The sequence below is a fragment of the Actinotalea lenta genome, assembly GCF_030586465.1.
Classification (GTDB): Bacteria; Actinomycetota; Actinomycetes; order Actinomycetales; family Cellulomonadaceae; genus Actinotalea; species Actinotalea lenta.
This window is the reverse complement of record NZ_JAUQYP010000001.1, coordinates 1,700,402-1,723,222: the sequence shown is the minus strand read 5'-3', so window position 1 is coordinate 1,723,222 and position 22,821 is coordinate 1,700,402. Positions and strand designations below refer to the sequence as shown.

Sequence of the window (22,821 nt, the reverse complement as noted above, 5' to 3'; positions counted from 1 at the left end):
CGCATGCCCTCGAACGGCTCGTCGTCGACGTCCGGCCCGAACAGCACCGACAGCAGCGGGGGCGTCGGCGGCGTCGGGTAGTCGGCCAGCCGCTCGTCGGGGATGACCGTCCCCACGCCCGGCGAGGCGAGCACCACCGGCGCGGCACCGGGTGTCAACGCCGCGCGGTAGACGACCTGGGCCAGCTCGTCCAGCTGGGTACGCGTCACGCGCGTCGTTCCGAGGTCGCTGACCACCTCGAACACCGAACGAGGGAGCTCCTCGGAGCTCGCCATCCTCATCAGCGGGATGGGCTCACGCGGCACCGGGTACTCACCGTCCAGCGGGCCTGGTCGCCCGAAGAAGTACCCCTGTGCGTAGGTCGCGCCCAGGGCCCGGGCCCACTCGGCGTCCGCCGTGTCCTCGACGCCCTGGATCAGCAGGGCCGCACCACTGGTCTCCACGTGCCGCAGCACGCTGAGGGTGATCGCGGACACCTCTGCCCGGTCCCGTCGGCGGAACAGGGACATGTCGACCTTGACCAGGTCGGCTCCCACCACGGGCAGGGCAGCGAGCGAGGTGCGCACCGCACCGAGCCCGCCGACCGCGACGCCCCACCCCGAGCTCCTGGCCCGGTCCACCGCCACCACGAGACCCGCCGGGTCGGCCGCCAGCGCCTGGTCGGTGACCTCCACGAACACCCGCAGCAGCGACTCGGCGCGGGAGACGGGCTCGACCAGGTCGGGCGGGCACGGGCTGCCCAGCGACTCCGGCTCCACGTTCACGCACAGGGACATCGCTGCTGGCAGGTCCGCACGCGTGAATGCCTCGAAGGCCGCAGCACGTGCCACCCAGTCGAGCTCGGCGAGGCGCCCCGCCCTCCGGGCCGCACCGAACAAGGGTCCGGGATGTTCCAGGATCGTGCCCTCCGGGCCGCGCGCGAACGCCTCGACCCCGACGACCTCGCCCGAGTGCAGCGCGACGATGGGCTGGAAGACCACCCGCACGTCCCGACCGGTCAGCGCCCGGTCGAACGCGTCGTCCACCGATCCGGCCACACCACCACCCCCAGGGTCGCGAGCCGTCGGCCGCTCCGCCCGCGAGCCTACGAGGGTCCACGGAGGCGCGCACGGGAGGGGCGAACGCCCGCCACACAACCCTGCCCGGCCCGCTGTCGACGTCCGCACCCCCAACCGACGCCCTCCCAGTCGCCCTCGGCGAGATCGCGTGCCGGCCCTCGACAGGCCTCGCCCACCTGAAAGTTCCGCGACTAGCCGGCCTGTGTGTCGCGACCTACCGCGACCCGCGCATACTCGACGAGGCGATTCGCCTCGTCGAGGTCTGTGATCAACACGTTGATCCAACCGCCCAGCAGAGCCGCACGGATGGCCGTGTGCTTGCGCGCGCCGCCGGCGACACCGATTCGGCGCGGGACCCGGCGGAGCTGATCCGGTTCGATACCGACGACGCGATCGTTGACTGCTGACTCCACGAGCTCGCCGCGCCCGTCGAAGAACCTGTGGCAGATGTCACCCACGGCGCCCGCCTTGAGCAACGTCTCCTGGTCCGCCTCTGGGAGCGCATTCCCGCTCTCCCGAAGCAGTGCGGACGGCTCGAGCGATCCGATCCCGACGATGACCGTGGTGAGCCGGGCCCAGAGTGCCGCGACATCGGCCAGTGTCGGGTCGGCCATGAGAGCCTGGCGCGCGGACGCGCTGCCGAGGAGGCCCGGAGCCGAGACGAAGACCGGGGAAGCTCCGGTCGCGGCCGCGAACCGGCCCAGGAGCTGGGTCGCCTGGAGCTGGACCCGCGGCGCCCCGACCCCGCCGACCAGCTGGACGACAGCATCGACGACTGTCCCCCGAGCGGGCCGCATGCGGTCGACGGCGGCGATCAGCGTCGCCGACCACGAGGCGACGCCGACCGTGTCGTCGCCGATCAGGGTGCTCTCGAGATAGGCGGCGGTTCCGGCGCCCAGGGCCGCCAGGACGTCCTGCTCGGATCCACCGACGTCCACCACGACCACCTCGTCGAGCCCGTACAGCAGCTCGATCTCGTCCTCGAGGTCAGTGTGGACACCTGCGGGGACCGCGACGGTCGTCACGATGATCCCGGCTTCCTCGGCGCGCTTCAGCAGACGCGAGACACGCGGCTGGGAGATGTGCAGCTCGGCCGCGATGTCGGTCTGCCGCATGTGGCGCTCGTGGTACATGCGAGCGACCTTGACCGCGAGCCGCATGGCGTCGCCCGACATCCGAGGCTGGGGCCCTGGCCGAGCCGTGCCCGTCTCAGCCATGAATACCTCCCCGCCAAGGTATCGAAATGCGCTGGGCCGGATGCTAGCAGCCCCTACACGCCGATCGGACGTCATGGCCGTGGTCGGGCGGCGAAGAGGAGGCACACCGCCCGACCACGCACCGAGCGTCACTTCGACAGAAGGTCCTGCGCAGCGGCAGCGATCCCGTCCGGGCTGATCCCGAAGTGATCGAGCAGCCACTCCACCGAGCCCGTCGACGCGAACGTGTCCGGCACCCCGACGAACCGCATCGGAGCAGGGCGGCGACGCACCAGGAGCTCCGCGACGGCTCCGCCGAGCCCGGACGTCAGGGCCTCTTCGACCGTCACGATCCCGGCCGTCTCGGCGGCGGCTGCGAGAAGCGCGTCCTCGTCCAACGGCTTCACCGTCGGCATGTGTAGCACGCGCGCGTCGACCCCGGCAGCGGCCAGCAGCTCGCCGGCCGCGACGGCGCGGACCACCGTCGTGCCCGTGGCGACGAGGGTGACGTCCTTGCCCTCGCGCAGCGTGAGCGCCCGACCGGGCGCGAACGTGTAGCCGTCCGGCACGATGTCCGGCACACCCATCCGGGACACCCGGACGTAGACGGGGCCGTCGTGCGCGGCGGCCCACCGGATCACCTGCGCGGTCTCCGTCGGGTCGCACGGCACCACGACGGTCAGTCCGGGGATGGCGCGCATCCAGGCCAGGTCCTCGATCGAGTGGTGCGTCGGGCCGAGCTCTCCATAGGCCATCCCAGGCGACTGCCCGACCAGCACCAGGTGGTGCTGCGAGTAGGCCGCGTCGACCTTGATCTGCTCCATGGCGCGAGCGGTGAGGAAGCACGCGGCGGCGGACACGAACGGCACCTTCCCGCCGTTGGCCAGACCGGCGCCGACACCCACCATGTCCTGCTCGGCGATCCCGACGTTGACGAGGCGCTCCGGGAACCTCTCCTGGAACGGACCGAGCTTCGAGGACCCGACGGAGTCGTTGACCACGGCGACGATCCGCTCGTCCGTCTCGGCCAGCTCGACCAAGGTCGCAACCCAGGTGTCGCGGCAGTCGTGCAGCACGGTCTTGCTCACAGCTTCAGTCGTGGTGGGCATCAGGCCTCCAGCTCGGCGAGCGCCTGCGCCACCTGCTCGGCGGACGGCACCTTGTGGTGCCAGGCGACGTTGTCGGACATGAACGAGATCGGGTGGCCCTTGATGGTGTGCGCGATCACCGCGGTCGGCTTGCCCGAGGCTGCCGGGACGTTCGCGAACACGTCCAGGAGGGCGCCGTGGTCGTGGCCGTCGACCTCGACCACCTCCAGGTTGAACGCGCGGAGCTTGTCCGCGAGGGGCTCGAGGTCGTTGGTGTCCGCCACCCGGGCACCCTGCTGGAGCCGGTTGCGGTCCACGACCACGCACAAGTGCGACAGCCGGTGGTTACCGGCGGTCATCAGGGCCTCCCAGTTCGAGCCCTCCTGCAGCTCTCCGTCACCGGTGACTACGAAGGTGCGCCGTGGCGACCCGTCGAGCTGGCCCGCGAAGGCGGTGCCGACGGCGACCGGAAGACCGTGTCCGAGGGGACCGGTCGATGCCTCGACGGCGGCGATCTTCGTGCGTGCCGGGTGGCCGTTGAGCTGCGACAGCGGCTGCATGAAGGTGCCCAGCTGCTCGGGTGGCAGGAAGCCGGCGATCGCGAGAGTGGTGTACAGCGCCGCCGCCGCGTGCCCCTTGGACAGGATGAACCGGTCGCGGTCCGGGTCGCCGAGGAGCTCGGGAGACATGTTCATCGCGTCGAGGTACAGCGTGATGAGGATGTCGATCACCGAGAACTCGCCACCGACGTGTCCCAGCCCTGAGGCGCGGATCATCTGGATGTCGCGGCGGCGCACGAGGCGGGCAGCCTCTCTCAGGTGCGCGACCGCCTCCTCTCGTGTCGCACCGGCCGGCACCCGACCGAGGACGGTGAGGGTGTCGCTCGGTACGGCCTCTGGGTCGACCCGGGGAACCAGGTCCTCCTCGGTTGGCATGGTCGTCTCCTTCGTATCGGATGTGGGTCGCACGTCGCCGTCGCTCACCAGCAGCAGAAGCCGCCGTCGACGAGCAGGTCGACACCTGTGCAGAAGCTGGCAGCGGGCGACAGCAGGAAGACCGTCGGGCCCGCGATCTCGGCCGGTGCGGCCATCCGGCCGAGCGGCGTGTCGGCTGCGAACTGGATCGCCTGATCGGCGACCTCGGGTCGCGTGTTCATGGGCGTCGCGGTGTAGCCGGGGCTGATGGAGTTCACCCTGACGCCCTCACGAGCCCACTCCATCGCGAGGGACTTCGTCAGGTGCTGGACCGCCGCCTTCGCGCTGTTGTAGTGCACCTGGAGCAGTCCGCGGTTGACGATCGTCCCGGACATCGAGGCGATGTTCACGATCGACCCACGGCCGTGGCGCAGCATGGCCGCACCCTCGACCTGACAGCTGAGGAACACGCCCGTGACGTCGACGTCGTAGACCTGCTGCCACTGCTCCTGGCTCATCTCGAGGGCGGGAGCGGCGTTCGCGATGCCCGCCGAGTTCACGGCCAGGGTGAGGGCGCCGAGCTCGGCCTCGGTCTTCTCGACCGCTGCGACGAGCTGCGCCTTGTCCGTCACGTCGACCGGCACCGCGATGGCCGATCCGCCGATCGACGCGATCTGCCCGAGGGTCGACTCGAAGTCGGCGTTCGCGAGATCGGCGACGGCGACCTTCCCGCCCGCTTCCGCGATCCCCAGGGCGATCGCCTGCCCGATGCCGCTCGCTCCGCCGGTGACGAGCGCGACGTCGCCGTCCAGCCTGAAGCTCGTGCCTGCCATGGTCCTACTCCTTCGTCAGTGGCCGCGACGCGCGGGCCACGGTGGGTTCTGTGGGTTGCGAGGTCAGGTGGTGGCGAGCTCGATCACGCGGGCAGCCTCTGCCTCGTCACGCTCGAGGACGCCCCGGTCGGTCCCGCGGCTCAGCACCATCACGCGGTGCGAGAGCCCGAGGACCTCGTCGAGGTCCGAGCTGACGACGACGATGGCCACACCAGCACGCGAGAGCTCGGTGATCACGTCGTAGATCGAGGCCCGCGCACCGACGTCGATCCCACGGGTGGGCTCGTCGAGGATGACGACCTTCGGGCCCCGCTCGAGCCACTTGGCCAGGACCACCTTCTGCTGGTTGCCTCCGGACAGGGACGAGACGAGGTGCTCGGGCTTGCCCTTGACGCCGAACCGCTCCACCGCGTGCGCGGCCGTCTGGCGGGCCTTCCTGGGTGCGAGCCAACCCCCGGGCGCGATCCGGTCGAGGTTGGCGATTACGACGTTGTCCTGGATGGTGTCGGGGACGATGACCCCCTGGCCCTTGCGGTCTTCGGGGATCATCACCATCCCGGCCTTGATCGCTCCCTGGACCGAGTGCCTGCGCACCTCGGCGCCATCCACGCGGACCGTGCCGTGGCTCGGGTCGGCTCCCGTGATGGCGCGCACGAGCTCCGTGCGTCCGGCGCCGACGATTCCGGCGATGCCGAAGACCTCGCCCGCGCGGACCTCGAAGGAGATGTCCCGGAAACGACCGGTGGGCGAGGAGAGGCTCTCGACCTCCAGCACGACGCGGTCGGCCGGCGGGCGCACCTCGGGGAAGAGCCGGTCGACCGAACGGCCCACCATCTCCTTGATCAGCTGGTCCTGCGGGACGTCCGCCGTGGCGTGCTCGGCGACCTTCTCGCCGTCACGCAGCACCACGATCCGATCAGCGATCTGCCGGATCTCCGCGAGGCGGTGGCTGACGTAGATGAACGAGACGCCGTCGGCCTTGAGAAGGTGGATGCGCTCGAAGAGCGCCTCGGTCTCATGGGCACCGAGGGCTGCCGTCGGCTCGTCCAGGATCAGCAGCTTGGCGTCCAGCATCAGGGCCTTGGCGATCTCGACCTGCTGCTGGCCCGCCACGCTCAGGGTGCGGACCGGCACGTCCATGCTCTGGGTGAATCCGAGCTGCTCGAGCTTCTCCTGGGCTCGAGCGCGCATCTGGCCGCGGCTGACCCATCCGCCGGACCGCGTCGGCCAGCGGCCGACGAGGACGTTCTCGGCCACCGACAGATCGGGGAGCAGGCGCATCTCCTGGTGGATCAGGCCGACGCCTGCGGCGATCGAGTCCGACGGCGACGCGGGCGCGAAGGGCTCGCCGTGCCAGAGCATCGTGCCCTCGGTGGGCTGCGTGATGCCCGCGATGATCCCGGCGAGGGTGGACTTGCCCGCCCCGTTCTCGCCGAGCAGGGCGACGCACTCGCCGGGGCCCACGTGGACGTCGACGTCGTGGAGGGCCCGGGTCCCGGGGTACTGCTTGGTCACGCCTCGTACGACGAGGCCGTCGTCACTGGTGGTCATGGTGCTGCCTCCACGCGCTGCGGGTGTCGGTCGTGCCGCGCCTGGCGGGGCGGTGTCGCCGCCCCGCCAGGCCGTGCCTCACGGGTGCTGGGCGAGGTACTGGTCGACGTTGTCCTTGGTGGTCAGGACGCCGTCCTGGAGCTGCTCGGCGGGAAGGGTCTCGCCGTTGATGAGCTTCACCGCGCTGTCGACAGCCAGCCGGCCCATCGCCTGCGTGGGCTGCGTGATCGTCGCGGCGAGCGTGCCGTCCTTGACCGCCTGGAGACCGGCCGGGTCACCGTCGAAGCCGACGATCAGGATGTTGGTGAAGTTGCCTGCCCGGGCGGCCTGCGCGGCGCCCAGGGCGAGCGCGTCGGCCCGGCCGAAGATGATGTTGATGTCGGGGTGGGCCTGCAGCATGTCCTGCGCGATGTTGAAGCCCTCGTCCTGGTGCCACTGCTTCGACGCCTGACGCGCCACCTCGACGATGTCCGACCCGGCGATGCCCTCCTTGAAGCCCTGGTCACGGGCCTCCTCCGGGGTCGTACCGATCTGGCCCTGGATCACACCGAGGTTGCCCTTGCCACCGGTCTGCTGGACGACCCACTCACCGAGCGCCTTGGCGGCGGAGACGGAGTCCGTGGCGATGAAGGTGTCGCCGGGCTCACCGTCGGGGTTGCGGTCGACGGTCACGACCGGGATACCCGCCGCATGCGCGTCGCGCACCGGCACGCTCGCTGCGGTGGCGCCCGCCGGGATGTAGATGATCGCGTCGACTCCCTGGGTGATGAAGTCCTGGATCTGGTTGACCTGCTTGTCGGCGTCGCCGCCGGCGTCGGCGGTCACGATGGTGATCCCCTGGTCCTTGCCGGCGGCCTCGACCGAGGTACGGATCTGGTTGAAGAAGTCGGCCTGGAGGTTGGCCACGGCGAGACCGATCGTCAGCCCACCGCCGTCACCGCCGGCGGACGAGGACTCGGACGCCGTGTCCGACGAGCTTGCGGCGTCGCCGGTACCGCCGCCGGAGCTGCAGGCCGTTAGGCTGAGCGCGGCCGCCAACGCGGTCACGACCAGGGCTGTGAACTTTCGCATTTGCCATTCTCCTTTGAACTGTGCGGAACCACTCGGGAAGAAGTTGTTCGAATGGGTTGGGTCAAGCCTTGCGTCGGCGCAAGACATCTGCCATGACGGCGCCCGCGATAACCACGCCGATCATGATTGACTGAAGGAACGGCGACACGCCCAGCAGGTTGAGGCCGTTGCGGAGCACGCCGATGATCAGGACGCCGACGAGGGTCCCCGTGAGCCGCCCGACGCCACCGGTGAGGCTCGCGCCTCCGATGACCACGGCGGCGATCACATCGAGCTCGTAGCCGGTGCCGGCGGTCGGCTGCGAGGAGTCGAGGCGCGAGGCCAGCACGATGCCGGCGACCGCCGCCAGCGCCCCGGCGGCGACGTACACCAGCGCGGTGATCCGCTTGACGTTGATGCCTGCGAGCCGGGCGACCTCGTCGCTCCCGCCGATCGCATAGAGGGCGCGGCCGGTGGAGCGGTATCGCAGGAACGCCCAGCCGGCGACGTAGAGAACGATCAGGACTATGACCGTCACCGACAGGAACCCTGCCATCCGGTTCGACGACAGGTCGTCGAACCAGACCGGGTAGCCGATGATCTGCTGCCCGTTGGTGATCAGGTTCGCCAGGCCGCGAGCGATCGACATCATCGCGAGTGTCGCAATGAACGGCGGCAGCTTGGCCAACGTGATGGCGATGCCGTTGAGGGCGCCGGCGGCCGCGCCGACCAGCACGGAGACGATCATCGCGACCCACATCGGCTGGCCACCGTCGTGTGCGAGGTAGCCGAGGACCATCGTCGACAGGGCGAGCACCGAACCGACCGAGAGATCGATGCCCCCGGTGATGATGACCGCGGTACCGCCGATCGCCAGGATGCCCAGCACCGTGATCTGGTCGACGATGTTGAGCAGGTTCCGGCCCGTGAAGAAGTAGGGCGAGGCCAGCGAGAACACGACGACGATGACGATCAGGCCGAGGAGCGCTCCACCGGTTCCGGTGAATGCCGCTCGGGCCCGGGCCACCCACGGGTTTCCTGGTCTGGTCGGGGCGCCGGGCGCCGCCGACGTCCCAGCAAGGGTCTGTGCCATGAATGAACTCCGTTGGTCGTACCGAACCGCTGCGCGGCTCAGTTCATGAACATGCCACCGTCGATGTTGAGCGCCTGGCCCGTGATGTAGGACCCGGCGTCGGAGGCGAGGAAGAGAAGCGCGTTCGCAATATCGCTGCTGGTCGCGCCTCGGCCGAGGGGAATGTCGTCGATCCATTCCTGCATGAGCTCACCCGGCTTGTAGTCGCCGAGCCGCTTGCCCCACTCGCGGTCGTTGTACTCCCACATCTCGGTGGGGACGATCCCGGGGCAGTAGGCGTTCACGCGGATGTTGTCCTTCGCGAGCTCCTTGGCCAGGGACTGGGTGAGACCCACGACGCCGAACTTCGACGCGGCGTACGAGGGGGTGTAGATGAACCCCTGGCGCGCCTGGCCCGACGCGGCGTTGAGGATGACGCCGCCGCCGTTCGCCTTCAGCAGGGGGTATGCCTCGCGCGATGCCACGAACTGCCCGGTGGTGTTGACCGCCAGCACCCGCGCGAAGTCCTCCGTCGTGGTGTGCGCCAGGTCGTCGATCCTGATGACCCCGGCGTTGTTGACGAGCACGTCGAGCGCGCCCCACCGGTCGGCGAGATCCGCGAACACGCGGACGACATCGCCCTCGACGGTCACGTCGGCGACCGCGGAGGTCGCCTCGGCACCGGTCGCAGCGAGCTCGGCCGCCGCCTCATGGACCATCTCGGCGTGGTCGACCATGTGCACGGCAGCACCAGACACCGCGAACGCCTCGGCGACGGCACGCCCGATGCCTCGGCCCGCGCCGACGATCGCCACGCGGCGGCCGGTGAACGCCCCGGCGAAGATGGACGAGACGACATCTGTACTCATTGATCCTCCTTCGAGCCGCGGCGACATCACGCCGACCGGCTCACTCGTGCACGACGGAGGGCATCCGCCCAACCGCCCCTGATCGCTGCGCGGGACCGCCCCGCGTCGGGCGCGGGCTCGAACTGCGTCCGCTGCCGCGGCATCGCTGCCACGTCGGCCTCGCTCCACCAGCCGACGGAGAGGCCGGCGAGGTGGGCGGCACCCGAGACGGAGAGCTCGGCGACGTCCGACCTCTGCACCTGACGGTTGCTGAGGTCGGCCTGCATCTGCATGAGCCAGTCGTTGCGGGTCGGCCCGCCGTCGGTGAGGACCGTCGCCACGCGCACGCCCGAGGCCTGGTCGGCCCGCTCGAGGACGTCCTCGATCTGCAACGGGATCGACTCGAACGCGCCCCGCGCCACGTGCGCACGCCCGTTCCCCGGGCCGAAGCCCACCATGACCGAAGAGGCCGCTTCGTCCCACCAGGGGGCGCCGAGACCGGAGAACGCGGGCACCAGGTACACGCCGCCGTTGTCCGGCACGGACCGAGCCAGCCGGTCGAGCTCTTCGGTCGTGCATCCGAGCATGTCCGCGACCCAGAGCAGCGTCGAGCCGACCGAGAGGATGTTGCCTTCGAAGGCTCGCGCCGGGACGCCCGCACGCTGCCAGCCGAGGGTCTCCACCATGCCCGTGGCCTCGGCCACCGAGCCGGCGCTCAGCCCCATCACCGACGAACCCGTGCCGTAGGTCACCTTGACGAGGCCGGGCTCCCGGACGCCGTGCGCGAAGAGGGCGGCGTGCGAGTCACCGAGGACCCCGGAGAAGGAGAGCCCGGCAAGATCGCCCCAGGACTCCGCCACCGGTCGTGAGACCGCGTCGGAGTCTACGATCGGCGGGAGCGCAGCCATCGGGATGCGGAAGAGCGCTGCGAGCTCCTCGCTCCAACTCGCGGTCGCCACGTCGAGCAGCTGCGTCCGGCTCGCGTTGCCCGCCTCGATCCGCCGTTCGCCGGTGAGGCGGGACAGGAGCCATGCGTCGAGCGTCCCGACCGTGATCGCACCGCGCGCGGCGAGCGAACGGTCGGGGTCCACCTGGTCGAGCAGCCACTCGATCTTCAGTGCCGAGAACATCGGGTCCAGCGGGAGACCGGAGATCCGCCGGATCGCGTCGGAGGCGCCTGCTCGAGCCAGCTCCTGAGCCCGCGGGACGGTGCGGCGGTCCTGCCAGCCCAGCATCGGGCCCAGTGGCCTCCCGCTGGCGGTCTCCCAGACGAGCGCGGACTCGCGCTGGTTGCTCAGGCCGACGGTGACGACGTCGGTGCCCACCTCTGCCACGACCTCGGCGACGGACGCCAGCACCGAGGCCAGGATCTCCTCGGGGTCCTGCTCGAGCCACCCGGGCCGGGGGTTCGCCTGGCCGACGGGTGTCGTGGCCCGCGCCACGAGCTGACCGGAACCGTCCATCGCCACGGTCTTGGTGGAGCTGGTCCCCTGGTCGACCGCGACCACGACCCCGCCGCGCACCCCGCTCACGCCGCCGACCGCCCGCCGCGCGCAGCGGCAGCGCTCTCGGGCGGCCGCACCGTTGACTCCTGCACCATTGCATTTCCATTCACTACTGGATGGCTTGCGCGACACACGATGCGCCCGATGGCCACCCGCAGTCAAGTCACGATTCGATCACGCATGAATATTCACTTCTCGCGAGACGCGACTGGGGACCCAACGGGCCTCGCGGCCCACCGGCCGCTGCCGTCGAGCGGTGCGGGGGTGGCCGGCTTCGCCGCGCCGGCGCTCGTCGCGCCACTCCCGCGTGGTACCCGCTGGATCTCGCAGATCGCGCCCTCGATCACGGGGGTCGCTGCCGGGCACGGCGCGTGCGTGCTCCCGCCGACGACGACTGCGCGTGGCCGGGCACGGCCGGACCTCAGGCGCCTACCGGGGCGCGCGGAAGCCTTGGAGGTGGAACGAGTGAGGTTGCTGGTGCGCCATCAGGGACTCGAACCCCGAACCCGCTGAGTAGGCGCAGGACGATAACCAAGCATCACCCGAGACACCATGACTGCTCTCTGACGTGCTTCTTCATGGACATGAGCATCACCGCGTATCACCACGCGCCACGGAGTTTCCGGGTCACAACCGGGTCACAGGTCGGTTTCCGGGCTACGGCCCGAACCACGTGGGCGCAGCACCGACGTCACGCCGGGCGTCGCGCTCTCGCCGGATGGCCCCGAGTCGGGGCTAGTGCTGGTGCCTCACGCGAGCGTTGGTCTCCGGCCCACCGCGGTCGGCATGGGCAACCGAGCTGATGTGCGTGACTTCCTGGCCTCTCGCCGGGCCCGTCGGGCTCCGCAGTCCGCGGGTGTGGTCCGAGACAAACGCTACGCAGGGTGCCAGGCCGCGCCGTGAGGAGGCTGCGGACCTGGCCGGCGTCGGCGTCGGCGTCGGCGTCCAGTACTACACGCGCTCGGAACGGGGGAGACAGACCGGGGGTCGCCTCAAGTGCTCGAGGCTGTGGCCCGCGCTGGGCCTTGCCGGGCCGAGCACGGGCAGCTGCTGGATCCGGCTCGTTCGGCCACCGGCCAGGCCCGGTCAGCCGGCCGTTCCCCAGCGCGAAGGCCGGAGGGACAGCGCCAACCGCCCTACCCGGACGGCGGCGGTCGGTGGCGAAGGCCCCGGACCAGCAGCGGGAGGCCGATGAGCAGCACGGCCACAGCGAGCTCCACGCCTGGGAGCAGTCGGGTGGTACTGACCGCGAGCCGGTGGACCCAGAGCTAGCGCTCCCGTGGCCGTGAGGATGATGCCGAACCGAACGTAGTTCGTCCTCGACACTCTCCTCCCCCCTACTCGCGGACCAGGACCAGAGCCAGGCCCGGGCTCACGAACGACGCGAGGAACAAGGGCAGGAACCGCTTGCCGGTGCACCGGAACCTGGCAACCTCCTCGTCGGCGATCTCGAAGGCCTTCTCCCCACTGGAATTGCGGCCGCTGCGGACCCGCAGGGTGTGGTGACCGGGCTCGACCGTCGTCTCGAACGTCTGGTTCATCTCGACGGTCCCGACAGTCCGGCCGTCAACCTCGACCTGGTACGGACCGCGACGGACCTCTGCCCCGAACGCGCGATGCGACACGGTCAGTGTGGCAGTCATGGGTGCCCTCCTCGACTTGCCGACAGACCCAGGGTCGTCCCTTCACCTGGGGATTCGCTGAATGTCGGCTGAACGCCACGAGCGACCGGGTCCTCCGTGAGGCGAGCACCGCCTTCGTCGACCCGTCATGCCACGGTGCGCAACTGGGCAGGAGCCCGGCCCCCGGGCCACTCGGTGGGACGGCCAGCTCACGCGCGCCGGTCAGGGCGGCTGCTGCAGCTTCGAGGCGACCGATCCGCTCGGTCAGGAACGCAGTCGGCCTCTTGTCACGGCAGTCTCTGCGACTCCCCTTCGAGTCCCAACACCTCGAGGCCGCGCAGCGTCCGCGGTCCGGGCCGCAGCGGCTGAGGAGACTCTCAGGCGCCCTCAGGGACGCTGAAGCCCCGGGCTCCGATCGTGTTCTCAGGCCGGTCGACCGACCGGGCCACCTGAGATGAGGAGCGCACCCATGAATCCGATCCGGAAGTCCCGCAAGCTGGCCGCCACCGGCGTGGTCGCGGGCGCCCTGCTCGCGGGCGGCGCCTCGATGGCCGCTGCCTCGACGAGCGCCGCCACCCCGTCGGCCCCCGCCGCTCCGGCGGTCGAGGCGGCCGGCACCGAGGTCCCCGACGCGCAGGAGGGCGCCGAGGGCACCGAGACCGCCGACGGCACCGAGCCGCAGGACCCGAGCTACGCCGGCAGCGTCCAGGCGCCGGCCGACCAGACCGCGGACGGCAGCAGCCAGGAGAACGAGGCCGCTGACGCCGCCGCGCTCGCGCCGCTGGCGTCGATCGACGCCGCCGCCGCGTCCAGCGCCGCGACCGCTGCCGTCCCGGGCGCGGCCGGCACACCCGTCCTGGAGGACGAGAACGGCTCGGTGGTCTGGGGCGTCGAGGTCACCCGGGCCGACGGCACCGTGGTCGACGTGAAGGTCGACGCGGGCAACGGCACCGTGCTGTCCCAGCAGGCCGGTGGCGCCGACGAGCAGTCCGGCGAGTCCGACTGAGCGTCTCGCACGGGGCCCGGCGGTCACGCACCGCCGGGCCCCGTCGGTCGCCGTCCTCAGCGTGGTCCAAGGCACGCCCGGGCACGATCGGGGTCGATCCGGATGCCCGGAAGGAGGACCGGATGCGGTGGTGGCGCCGAGTGCAGACTCGCACCGCCATCTCGGCGACCCTCGTGGTGGCGGCGGCGCTGGCCGTGCTCGTCGCGGGCCTCGTCCTGGTGCAGCGGGTGATGCTGACCGACGCCCTGGTGGGGCTGACGCGAGACCAGGGCGCGCTGGTCGCGGCCGCGGTCGCGGGGTCGGGGACGGCGGGAGTGGACGTCATCCCGCCGACGCTGGGCGACGAGGTGATCGTCCAGGTCCTCGCGCCCGACCTGCGCGTGGTCGCGGCCAGCCCGTCGATCGACGGTGAGGCTCCGATCGTGTCGGGCGGCCAACCGGCCGGGCAGGTACGCACCGAGGTCCGGCGGCTTCCGTTCGTCAACGAGACGCGCTACGCCGTGGTCCTCCAGGGCGTCGCGACCTCGACGGGCGTCGTCACCGTCGTCGCAGCGCGCAGCCTGGCGTCCGTCGACGCGGCGACCTGGAGCGCGATCCAGGCCGGCGCCCTCGCGTTCCCGCTCGGCGTCCTGGTCGTCGGGCTGGTGACCTACCGGGCCGCCGGACGCGCCCTGAGGCCCGTGGAGACGATGCGACGCCATGTCGCGGAGATCACCGCGCACGACCTGTCCGAGCGGGTGCCGGACCCCGGCTCGGGAGACGAGATCTCCCGCCTGGCCGCGACGCTGAACGCGATGCTGACCCGCCTCGAGGCGTCCGCCGCCGGCCAGCGTCGCTTCGTCTCGGACGCCTCCCATGAGCTGCGCAGCCCGCTGGCCACCATCCGGGTCACCGCCGAGGTCGCCGCCACCCACCCCACGCCGGCGGACTGGCGCACCGACGCGGAGGTGGTCCTCGCCGAGGCCGCCCGCCTGGAGGAGCTGGTGGACGCCCTGCTCCTGCTGGCCCGCGACGACGAGCACGGCCTGGCGATCGCGACCCGCGAGGTCGATCTCGCCGACCTCGTCGCGCAGGAGGCTGCCCGCCTGCGCCGGGTCAGCCCGGCCGACGTCGGGGTCGAGCTCGACCCGGTCGTGGTGCGGGGCGATCGCGAGTCGCTGAGCCGCGCGGTGCGCAACCTGACCGACAACGCCGCCCGCTACGCGACATCGCGCGTGGACCTCCGGCTCTCGGCACGGGAGGGGCGGCCCGTGCTCGAGGTGAGTGACGACGGCCCCGGCATCCCCCCGGACAAGCTGGAGGCGGTGTTCGACCGGTTCGTCCGGCTCGACCCGAGCCGGGACCGCGACACCGGCGGCTCGGGCCTCGGCCTGCCGATCGCGCGGGCGATCGCGCGGGCGCACGGCGGGACGCTGCACGCCGCGCCGACGCCCCCGGGGACGGGTGCGCGGTTCGTCCTGGAGGTGCCGCTCGCCGCTCAACCGCCGTCCGCGGCCAGCCGGTAGCCCATCCCGCGGACGGTCTGGATGGAACGGCGACCGAACGGCTCGTCGACCTTGCGACGCAGGTAGTGCACGTAGACCTCGACGACGTTCGGGTCCCCGTCGAAGTGCGCGTCCCAGACGTTGCGCAGGATCTCGGTCTTGCTCACCACCTCGCCGCGGTGGCGCAGCAGGAACTCCAGCACGCCGTACTCGCGAGCGGTCAGCTCGATCTCCCGCTCGCCGCGACGCACCTGACGTCCGGCCGGGTCCAGGGTGAGGTCACCGGCGCTGAGCACGGCGGGGCGCTCCGGCCCGCCACGCCGCGCCAGCGCGCGCAGCCTGGCCACCAGGACGACGAAGGAGAAGGGCTTGGTCAGGTAGTCGTCGGCCCCGAGGTCGAAGGCGTCCGCCTGGTCGAACTCACCGTCCTTGGCGGTGAGCATCATCACCGGTGTCCACACCTCGGCCTCGCGCAGACGCCGCAGCACGTCGTAGCCGTTCATCCGGGGCAGCATGATGTCCAGCAGCACCACGTCGTACTCACGCTCCGTGGCCGCCCAGAGCCCCTCCCGACCGTCGTGCACGACATCCGCCGTGATGCCCTCGGCCGCCAACCCCCGCCGGACCGCCTCGGCCAGGGCCGGCTCGTCCTCGACGATCAGCACGCGCATCGCGCGGCTCCCCCGGCTCGCGACGCGCCCGCTGGTGCACCGCTGTGTTCGCCGTTCATGGCACGCTGGGCGCCATGGTCGAGGTGCTCGTGGTCGAGGATGACGAGGGCGTCGGCGGCCCGTTGACCAGGGCGTTGACCGCAGGCGGCTACCGGACCACGTGGGAGCGCACGGGATCGGCGGCACTTACCGAGGCGAAGGCCCGCCCGTTCGACCTGGTGCTCCTGGACCTCGGCCTGCCCGACACCGACGGGGTGGACGTGTGCCGGTCGTTGCGGGTCCTGCTCCCGGCCGCCGTGCTGGTCATCCTCACCGCGCGGGGCGCGGAGCTGGACGTGGTGGTCGGCCTGGAGGCGGGCGCGGACGACTACCTGGTCAAGCCGGTCGGCCTCACCGAGCTGCTGGCGAGGATCCGCGCCCACGTGCGACGGGCGCCGGCGGCCCCGACCGCACCGGCGGTGGAGCCGGTGCAGGTCGGGGCGCTGCGGGTGGACTCCGCCGCCCGCCGGGTGCTGGTCGGGGACACCGAGGTCGCCCTGCGGCCCAAGGAGTTCGACCTGCTCGAACGGCTGGCGGTGGACGCCGGCGCCGTGGTCAGCCGCGAGCGGCTGATGTCGGACGTGTGGGACGAGCACTGGTTCGGGTCCACCAAGACCTTGGACGTGCACGTCGCGGCGGTCCGCCGCAAGCTGACCGAGGCCGCCGGTGAGGCCGCGCCCACCATCACCACGGTGCGGGGGCGCGGCTACCGGCTCGAGCTGTGACACTCACAGCTCCTTGATCTCGGAGATCACCGGGCGGCCGGCGACCCAGGCCGCGAAGCCCGCGGTCGCGGCGAGGATCGCCGCAGCGGTGATCCCGGCCGTCGTCGCGAGATAGGGCCAGGGCACCGCCAGGTGGTCGGGCGGCGGGTCGAACACCCCCGTCAGGACCCGGACGAGCATCAGCGACAGCGCCCACCCGCTGACCGCGCCGGCCAGCCCTCCGATCACGGCGACGAAGCCCGCCTCGGCCCCGACCATCGCCCGCAGCTGGCGCGGGCTCGCCCCCTGCGCGGAGGCCAGGGCGAAGGTGCGGCGCCGCTCGGCCAGGGCGAGTGCGAGGACCAGGCCACCGGCGGCGACCGCGAGGGCCACGGCGAAGGCCAGCTCCACCCGGGTCAGGCCGGCGAGGTCCACGGCGGTCAGGCTCGACCCGATCACGGCTCTGGTCGAGGCCACCGCGGTGACCTGCGGGCCCGTGCCCACCGTCGCACGCACCGCGTCGGCGACCTGTGCCTGGTTCACCCCGCCGGTGTCGAGCAGGAACGCCCCGACGGCCGGGTTGTGGGTCTGCGCGGCGACGTAGTCGGCGTTGGCCACCAGGAAGCTGTCCTTGGGCGCGGTGGGGAACTCCGTGGCGACGCCGGCGTAGACGAAGGGCACAGTCACCAGGGACCCGTTCGCGTCCGGCAGCCGGAGCTTGAGGGTGTCCCCGGGGTGGAGCTGGAAGTCCTTGACCGTCTCGGCGGAGACCAGGATGTTGTCCGGGCTCGCGGCCAGGTCGGACATCAGCTGCGGCGCCGAGCCGCCCTGGAACCAGGAGTCCTGCAGGTGGACGGCGGTGCCGATGCTGCCGGGCTGGACGCCGTAGAGGTCCTGCAGGTCGGACCCGACGTAGGCGTAGCGGTGCAGCAGGGGCTCCGCGGCACGCACCCCGGGGACCGCGGCCAGCTGTGCTGCGGCGTCCGCGGTGACCGTCGAGCCGGGCGGCTCGGTGACGGTCACGTCCCCACCGTTGGTGAGCTGTGCGTCGACCTCGGCCTGCTGGCGGTAGGTCGCGTTGAAGGTCGCCGTCGAGGCGGCGAAGGACAGCGCGAGCGCGAGCAGCACCACGGCGCGGGCCACCGGCCGGCGCTGGCGGGACAGGCTCGCAGCGACCGTGTCAGCCATCGGTCCGGCGAACGGGCGTGCCGCGGCGGCGACCACCGGCCGCCCGCGGGTGAGCAGCGCGTCGGCCAGCCGCCAGGTCAGCAGCCCGGAGCCGAGCCAGAGCAGCGCCGGCCCGGCGAACACCCAGTAGCTGACCGACAGCTGCGAGACGCCCTCCGGGGCCAGCACCAGGTGGTAGGTGTCACCGCGGGTCAGCCAGAGCACCACCCCGGCACCGGCGAGCAGCCACAGGTCCAGCCACCAGCGCAGCCACCACGGGCGGGGTTCGCGGCCGACGGAACGCCGGCCGGCGGCGACGGTGCGGGTCGCGTCGCGGCGCGCGGGCACGAGCACGGTGAGCGCGGCCACCAGCGCACCGACCCCCAGCGCGGTCGCGGTCCAGGCGAGCCAGGTCAGCGCGCTCGCGCCGAAGCCCCACGCGCCGAACGCGATCCGGCCCACCACGGCGGCGAGCGCGAGGCCCACCAGGCCACCGCCCACCGCCACCGCGCCGGCCTCGACTGCGGCCAGCCGGGTCAGGGCCCGGGTGCTGGCGCCACGCGAGCGCAGCAGGGCCTGGTCGCGCCGACGCCGGGTCGCCCCGGTCGCGGTGAGGGTGGCGGTCAGCAGTCCGGCCAGCACCGCACCGGGGGTGCCGAGGAACAGGAAGAGCGCCTGGGCGTACAGCGCGTCGGAGCGCGCGGCGTCCAGGGTGGCCCCGAGGTTGTCGCCGACCTGACCGGCGCCGGCGAGGGTCACGTCCATGTGGTGCGCGGCCCCGCTGGCCGCCACGTACGCGGCCGCCGGGTCGGCGGGCAGCGCGTGGCTGCGCGCGGCGTGCACTTGCGCCGTGACCAGGTCCGGCCTGGTCGAGGCGAGCCCGGCCGTCGCAGCGGCGAACTGGTCGGCCGGGAGCAGGATGACGTTGTCCGGCGGCGCCGTGGGCCCGCTACCGGCGGGTGCCCCGACGGTCTGGAAGAACGAGTCCGCCTGCGGCAGGTCCACCACACCCGCGACCGTCACGTCGACCGGGCTCTGCCCGGCCAGGCCGATCGAGACGGTGTCGCCGGCCCCGGCATGCAGGTTCGCGGCCGTCTGCTGGGCCAGCAGCACGCCGGTCCCGTCGCCGGTGAGGGTGCGCAGCTCCGCGGGGAACGTCGCCGCATAGCCCGCCGGGAGTCCGACGACCACGCCGGGGCCGGTGGTCTGGGTGGTGCCGCCGGTGGTGGCGGACAGGCCTGTGGTGGCGGCGAACCCGACCACCTGCGTGGCGATGGTGCCGGGCTCGGCAGCCACCGCGGCGGCGACCTGGGCCGGGTCGGCCCCCTGGGCCACCTGGACCTGCCAGTCGACGCCCACCCCGGACGCGGCACGAGCGGTCATGCTCGCCTTCGAGGTAGCCAGGAACATGCCGAGAGCGGCGAGCAGGGCGACCGCGGTGGCCGTGCCGATCACGGCACCGGCCAGGCGTCCGCGGCGTCGGCGCAGCAGTCCGCGCCACCAGAGCCGGGTCATGCGAGGTCCTCCTTCGAAGCGGCGGTGCGCCCGGCGCCGACGACGGCACCCTGGTCGGTCCCGTCCCGGCCCTCGGCGGGACGGTCTGGCAGGTGACAGCGACCGTCGCGCATGGTCCAGCGCGACGTCAGCCGGTCGGCCACGGCGGGGTCATGCGTGGTCAGCACGACGGCGGCGTCGATCGCGTCGGCGGCGGCCAGCAGCACGTCGAGCACGTGGGCGCCGGTCGCGTGGTCCAGCTGCCCGGTGGGCTCGTCGGCCAGCACCAGCCGCGGGCGCGCGGCGACGACCCTGGCGATCGCGACCCGCTGCGCCTGCCCGCCGGAGAGCTCCTCCGGGAGCTGACCGGCGATGTCCGCGACGCCCACCTCGACCATCGCCTGCTCGGCGCGGGCGCGCGCCGCCGCAAGAGCCACGCCCGCGATCACCAGGGGCAGCGCAACGTTCTCGGCAGCGGTCAGCGGCGGCAGCAGGCTCGGGCCCTGGAACACCAGGCCCACCTCGCCCGGCCCCGGCACCCGTCCGGCGGTGCGCAGCCCGGGCCACGCGACGCCACCGGCCGACGGGCGCTCGAGCCCGGCCATCAGGTGCAGCAGGGTGGACTTGCCCGACCCGGACGGGCCGGTGATCGCGATCCGGTCACCGGCGGTCACCGTCGCGGTCAGCGGCCGCACCGCGACCACGGCCGTGGCACCGGACCGGTACGTCCGGGCGATCCCCTCCAGGGACACCAGCGCGGTCATGCCGCCACCTCCTTGCCGTCGGCGAGCACGATCCGGCGATCGGCCGCGCGCGCCACGGTGGCCGAGTGGGTCACCACGAGCACGGCGACGCCGTCGTCGGCCAGGTCGCGCAGCAGCGCGAGCACGCTGGACTCGGTGGCCGAGTCCAGCTCGCCGGTCGGCTCGTCGGCGAGCAGCACCCGAGGGCCGTTCGCCAGCGCGACCGCGAGCCCCGCGCGGGCCAGCTCGCCACCCGAGAGCTGGCTGGGCAGCGAACGTGCTCGGGCACCCAACCCGACCGCAGCCAGGAGATCCACCACCGACCTGCCGGGCCGGGGCCGCGCGAGCCGACGGCCCCGGTGCAGGGCACGGGCCAACGTCACGTTGTCGGCCACGTCGAGGTGCTCGACGAGGTTGCCGGTCTGCCACAGCACGCCGACCAGCTCGGCGCGCAGCGCCGCCCGCTCGGACTCGGGTCGGTGGCTGATCCGGCGACCCGCCACCCGCACGGTGCCCCCGGACGGCTCCTCGAGGCCGGCCAGGCAGGCCAGCAGCGTCGACTTGCCGGATCCGGACGGGCCGGTGACGGCAACCAGCTCGCCGCCGCGGACAGTGAGCGAGACCCCACGCAGCGCACGCGCCTCCTCCTCACCGGCCCGGTAGAACCGGTACAGGTCCTCGGCCTCGAGGGCGGGAGCGGCCGACGTGGCGGAACCGTCGGTAGGCGTGACGGGCCGTACGCCCGCGACTGCGGTGCCCATCACAGCCACGTGAAGGAGTCGGTGACGATCCGCCACGGGTCGACGTTGTCGGCGCCGACCGGGCCCGACAGCGTCAAGGTCACCAGGGTCCCGTTGCGGTAGAACTCGTACCGCTCGACCGCGTCGGGGACGACCTTGCCGGTCACGGAGTCGGGTGCGGAGTCCACCTGGTAGGTGGCGAGGACCGCGTCGCCCGCCGTGCGGGTGACCGTGCTCACGTCGCCGGCCTGGAAGCCGGACGCGGACTGGCCGAGGGAGGCCACCTCGCCGCGGACCGAGTCCGCCGTCGGCGCGGTGGCCGTCTGCGCCGACTCGATCCGGATGCTGTTGAGCTTGTCGGTGAACGTCACGGCCCCGTTGTCCGTGGACGAGGCCCAGCCCTCGGGGACCTTCACGGTGAAGGTGCTGCTCGGGTCGGTCCAGACCACGAACACCTGGTTGTCGGGGATGTCACCGGCCGGGTTCACCTCGGCGGCGTTCGGGTCCACCGAGCTGCTGGGCGCCGTCGAGCCGGTGGCGGAGCAGGCCGCCAGGCCGCTGACGAGACCGAGTGCGGTGACGACGGACAGGACGCGGACGACGGTGCGCCGCTGCGGGTGGTTCATGATCCCCTCCTGGGACTGGGCATATCGTGGACGCTAGGCAGCGCCCGGCCAGCGCCAGGTGCGCGCAAGGCAAGCGCAGGGCAAACGTCGGAGGTGCGGTGCGCCGCAGGATCGTGCGGGTCTCCGTGGCCGTGACCGCGCTGGCCGTCCTGCTCTTCGGGGTACCCCTGGCCATCGCCGCGGTCCAACTGGTCCGCTCGACCTTGGTCAACGAGCTGGAGCGGACCGCGCTGGCCGCCTCCGGCCAGGTCAACCCCTCCCTCGGCGAGGGCGACGCACTCGAGCTGCCCGACCCACCACCAGGCGGCGAGCTGGGCGTGTACGACCCGGCGGGCGACCGGGTCGCCGGCACGGGCCCATCCCGCGCCGACGGCGTCGCCACCGCGGCGCTCGGCGGGGCGACGCGCGACGTGGAGCGCGGCGGTCAGGTACTGGTCGCGGTGCCGATCCGCGACGCCGAGCAGGTGGTGGGCGCGCTGCGGGTCACCAGCGCGCCCCGGGTCTCGTGGCTGCGGATCGCCCAGGTGCTCGGCGCCATGATCGCCGGTGCGGCGCTGGCGATCGCGGTCGCCTGGGCCGTGGCGTCGCGCGCGAGCCGGCGGCTCGCCGCGCCGCTGGAGGAGATCGCCAGGGTCTCCGCCCGGCACGCCGACGGCGATCTGGCCGCGCGAGCCCCGACCTCGGGGATCCCGGAGACCGACGAGGTCGCCGAGGCCGTGAACTCCGCCGCCGTGACCGTGTCCGAGGTGCTGGCGCGAGAGCGCTCGTTCAGCGCCGAGGCGTCCCACCAGCTCCGCACCCCGCTCACACGAGTGCGCTGGGGTCTGGAGGCCGCACTCGCCGAGGGCGACCTTCGGCCCGCGGTCGAGGAGGCGGTGCGCGAGGTCGCGGCACTGGACGAGGGCGTCACGGCGCTGCTCGAGCTCGCCCGGCCGACGTCGGCGCGCGAGCACACGGACCTGTCCGCCCTGATCGAGGACCTCGCACACTCCCACCGCGGCCCGCTCGCTGCGGCCAACCGCCCGCTGAGCCTTGACGTGCCGGCCGGGCGCTGGGTCGCCGCGATCGCGCCAGGCGCGGCGCGGCACGTCGTCCAGGTGCTGCTGGAGAACGCCGACCGGCACGGCGCAGGTCAGGTGACGGTGCGGCTTCGCGACGCCGCCGGCACCGACGCCACGTCCTCCACGATCGCGCTCGACGTCCTCGACGAGGGCACCTTCGCAGCCCCGTGGCCGGATGCCGCGGCATCGACCGGCCCGGGCATCGGGCTCCCGCTGGCGGTGCGCCTGGCCGACGACGCCGGCGGGCGACTGGTGCTGGCCTCCCGCGACCCCACGACGGTGACCTTGCTGGTCCCGCGTCCAGGTGACGTTCAGGTTCGATGAGGATCCATGGGTCCCGACGAGAGGA

Annotated in this window: 20 protein-coding genes; 4 read left to right on the top strand and 16 right to left on the bottom strand. The window is 72.5% G+C overall.

Going from position 1 to position 22,821, the window contains the following annotated elements; translation table 11 throughout:
• From Q6348_RS08250 to Q6348_RS08200, 11 genes are all read right to left on the bottom strand, one after another.
• Nucleotides 1–1,037, bottom strand: a 1,037-nt coding sequence (locus Q6348_RS08250; RefSeq protein WP_304600820.1) for an EAL domain-containing protein, incomplete at its 3' end; no start/stop codon positions are given.
• A 212-nt stretch (nt 1,038–1,249) separates the two neighbouring features.
• Nucleotides 1,250–2,275 carry a sugar-binding transcriptional regulator gene (locus Q6348_RS08245; RefSeq protein ID WP_304600819.1) on the bottom strand — a complete coding sequence of 342 codons (1,026 nt, stop codon included), beginning with the start codon at nt 2,273–2,275 and terminating at the stop codon, nt 1,250–1,252.
• A gap of 128 nt (nt 2,276–2,403) precedes the next feature.
• Nucleotides 2,404–3,363 carry a transketolase family protein gene (locus Q6348_RS08240; RefSeq protein WP_304600818.1) on the bottom strand — a complete coding sequence of 320 codons (960 nt, stop codon included), beginning with the start codon at nt 3,361–3,363 and terminating at the stop codon, nt 2,404–2,406.
• A complete protein-coding gene (locus Q6348_RS08235; RefSeq protein WP_304600817.1) occupies nt 3,363–4,277 on the bottom strand; it encodes a transketolase in 915 nt (304 codons plus the stop codon). Before Q6348_RS08235 ends, Q6348_RS08240 begins: the two co-directional genes overlap by 1 nt.
• Nucleotides 4,278–4,321: 44 nt before the next feature.
• Nucleotides 4,322–5,089 (bottom strand): SDR family oxidoreductase, encoded by a 768-nt coding sequence (locus tag Q6348_RS08230; protein WP_304600816.1) that lies wholly within the window; start codon nt 5,087–5,089, stop codon nt 4,322–4,324.
• Nucleotides 5,090–5,152: 63 nt separating this feature from the next.
• Nucleotides 5,153–6,640: a sugar ABC transporter ATP-binding protein gene (locus Q6348_RS08225; RefSeq protein ID WP_304600815.1), complete on the bottom strand. Its 1,488-nt coding sequence runs from the start codon at nt 6,638–6,640 to the stop codon at nt 5,153–5,155.
• A 78-nt stretch (nt 6,641–6,718) separates the two neighbouring features.
• A complete protein-coding gene (locus Q6348_RS08220; protein ID WP_304600814.1) occupies nt 6,719–7,711 on the bottom strand; it encodes a substrate-binding domain-containing protein in 993 nt (330 codons plus the stop codon).
• A 61-nt stretch (nt 7,712–7,772) separates the two neighbouring features.
• Entirely contained in the window at nt 7,773–8,783 is a 1,011-nt protein-coding gene (locus tag Q6348_RS08215) for an ABC transporter permease (protein ID WP_304600813.1), read from the bottom strand.
• Between the two features lie 38 nt (nt 8,784–8,821).
• Nucleotides 8,822–9,631 carry an SDR family NAD(P)-dependent oxidoreductase gene (locus Q6348_RS08210; RefSeq protein ID WP_304600812.1) on the bottom strand — a complete coding sequence of 270 codons (810 nt, stop codon included), beginning with the start codon at nt 9,629–9,631 and terminating at the stop codon, nt 8,822–8,824.
• A gap of 26 nt (nt 9,632–9,657) precedes the next feature.
• Nucleotides 9,658–11,142, bottom strand: a complete 1,485-nt coding sequence (locus tag Q6348_RS08205) for an FGGY family carbohydrate kinase (RefSeq protein WP_304600811.1) — start codon at nt 11,140–11,142, stop codon at nt 9,658–9,660.
• A gap of 1,310 nt (nt 11,143–12,452) precedes the next feature.
• A complete protein-coding gene (locus Q6348_RS08200; protein ID WP_304600810.1) occupies nt 12,453–12,758 on the bottom strand; it encodes a hypothetical protein in 306 nt (101 codons plus the stop codon).
• A gap of 448 nt (nt 12,759–13,206) precedes the next feature.
• On the opposite strand from Q6348_RS08200, the gene Q6348_RS08195 reads away from it, so the two are divergent.
• Nucleotides 13,207–13,743, top strand: coding sequence for a PepSY domain-containing protein (locus tag Q6348_RS08195; protein ID WP_304600809.1), 537 nt, complete (start codon nt 13,207–13,209; stop codon nt 13,741–13,743).
• Nucleotides 13,744–13,883: 140 nt separating this feature from the next.
• Entirely contained in the window at nt 13,884–15,248 is a 1,365-nt protein-coding gene (locus Q6348_RS08190; protein ID WP_304600808.1) for a sensor histidine kinase, read from the top strand.
• Here the strand turns inward: Q6348_RS08190 and Q6348_RS08185 are convergent.
• Nucleotides 15,221–15,898, bottom strand: a complete 678-nt coding sequence (locus Q6348_RS08185; protein ID WP_304600806.1) for a response regulator transcription factor — start codon at nt 15,896–15,898, stop codon at nt 15,221–15,223. The genes Q6348_RS08190 and Q6348_RS08185 overlap by 28 nt on opposite strands.
• Before the next feature lie 44 nt (nt 15,899–15,942).
• On the opposite strand from Q6348_RS08185, the gene Q6348_RS08180 reads away from it, so the two are divergent.
• The gene (locus tag Q6348_RS08180; RefSeq protein WP_350339651.1) at nt 15,943–16,662 is read left to right on the top strand and encodes a response regulator transcription factor; all 720 of its coding nucleotides are present in this window, start codon (nt 15,943–15,945) and stop codon (nt 16,660–16,662) included.
• Nucleotides 16,663–16,665: 3 nt separating this feature from the next.
• Here Q6348_RS08180 and Q6348_RS08175 read toward each other — a convergent pair whose 3' ends face one another.
• From Q6348_RS08175 to Q6348_RS08160, 4 genes are read right to left on the bottom strand one after another with little or no spacing between them, the layout of a single operon-like run.
• On the bottom strand, nt 16,666–19,323 hold the full coding sequence (locus Q6348_RS08175) for an ABC transporter permease (RefSeq protein ID WP_304600805.1): 2,658 nt from the start codon (nt 19,321–19,323) through the stop codon (nt 16,666–16,668).
• Nucleotides 19,320–20,066, bottom strand: coding sequence for an ABC transporter ATP-binding protein (locus tag Q6348_RS08170; protein ID WP_304600804.1), 747 nt, complete (start codon nt 20,064–20,066; stop codon nt 19,320–19,322). The genes Q6348_RS08175 and Q6348_RS08170 overlap by 4 nt, the downstream gene beginning before the upstream one ends.
• On the bottom strand, nt 20,063–20,806 hold the full coding sequence (locus Q6348_RS08165) for an ABC transporter ATP-binding protein (RefSeq protein WP_304600803.1): 744 nt from the start codon (nt 20,804–20,806) through the stop codon (nt 20,063–20,065). The genes Q6348_RS08170 and Q6348_RS08165 overlap by 4 nt, the downstream gene beginning before the upstream one ends.
• Nucleotides 20,806–21,411 (bottom strand): hypothetical protein, encoded by a 606-nt coding sequence (locus tag Q6348_RS08160; RefSeq protein ID WP_304600802.1) that lies wholly within the window; start codon nt 21,409–21,411, stop codon nt 20,806–20,808. Before Q6348_RS08160 ends, Q6348_RS08165 begins: the two co-directional genes overlap by 1 nt.
• A 98-nt stretch (nt 21,412–21,509) precedes the next feature.
• Between Q6348_RS08160 and Q6348_RS08155 the strand changes: the two genes are divergently transcribed.
• Nucleotides 21,510–22,796, top strand: coding sequence for a sensor histidine kinase (locus tag Q6348_RS08155; protein ID WP_304600801.1), 1,287 nt, complete (start codon nt 21,510–21,512; stop codon nt 22,794–22,796).
• The last annotated feature ends 25 nt before the right edge of the window (nt 22,797–22,821 follow it).